This is a genomic window from Streptomyces sp. NPDC127092 (genome assembly GCF_042722475.1).
In the GTDB taxonomy this organism is placed as follows: Bacteria; Actinomycetota; Actinomycetes; order Streptomycetales; family Streptomycetaceae; genus Streptomyces.
Genome location: NZ_JBHXFE010000224.1, coordinates 672 through 1435, shown reverse-complemented (window position 1 = coordinate 1435; position 764 = coordinate 672). Strand labels below are relative to the sequence as shown.

Genomic DNA, 764 nt, shown 5'->3' with positions numbered 1-764 from the left:
GGTCCACAGGGGCGGGCGCGGGGCCGCCGTCGAGCCGGCGGGGTCGGAAGGCGGTGGGGCGGAGGGCATGATCTCCATGTTCCCCCACGGCACGAGGCCCCGGCCCGCTCGTGAAGAGCGGACCGGGGCCTCGGGTGCGCGTCGCGGGCGCGACGGGCTCAGAAGCGGTTGATCACTTCTTGGCCTTGGCGGCCACGACCTGCAGCTGGACGGTCGCGATGACGTCCTCGTGCAGGCGGACCTGGGCCTCGTGGTTGCCCACGGACTTGATGTGCGCCGGCAGGGTGATCGAGCGCTTGTCCACGGAGCCGAGGCCGGCGGCCTCGATCGCCTCGGCGACGTCGGCGGTCTGGACGGCGCCGAACAGGCGACCCTCCGCACCGGCGGTGCGCTCGAGCTTCACGGTGGCGGACTGGAGCTGCGCGGCCTGGGCCTGCGCGTCCTCCAGGTTCGCCACGGCGCGGGCCGCGCGGGCCTTCTGCAGGGACTCGACCTGCTTCTCCCCGCCCTTGGTCCACACGGTGGCGAAACCGCGCGGGAGCAGGTAGTTGCGGGCGTACCCGTTCTTGACCTCGACCACGTCACCGGAGGTGCCGAGACCGGCCACTTCCTGGGTCAGGATGAGCTTTGCCATCTGGGTGTTCCTTCCTTCGCTCGCTCGATCAGCCGCGGCCGGCGCCGGCGTAGGGCAGCAGGGCCACCTCGCGGGCGTTCTTGACGGCCTGGGCGATCTTGCGCTGCTCCTGGACGGTCACGCCGGTCAC

General features: G+C 72.3%; 1 protein-coding gene and 1 pseudogene. Both read right to left on the bottom strand.

Annotated features, from left to right (window positions below; all coding sequences use genetic code 11):
• Positions 1 to 172: 172 nt before the first annotated feature.
• On the bottom strand, positions 173 to 634 hold the full coding sequence (rplI, locus tag ACFWJO_RS39135) for a 50S ribosomal protein L9 (RefSeq protein WP_002857787.1): 462 nt from the start codon (positions 632 to 634) through the stop codon (positions 173 to 175).
• Positions 635 to 662: 28 nt separating this feature from the next.
• Positions 663 to 764 (bottom strand): annotated as a pseudogene (locus ACFWJO_RS39130) (30S ribosomal protein S18); the annotation flags it as partial.

What these genes read in the sequence shown, in the direction of transcription:
- rplI (WP_002857787.1), bottom strand. Translation starts at nt 634, where the DNA reads ATGGCAAAGCTCATCCTGACCCAGGAAGTGGCCGGTCTCGGCACCTCC.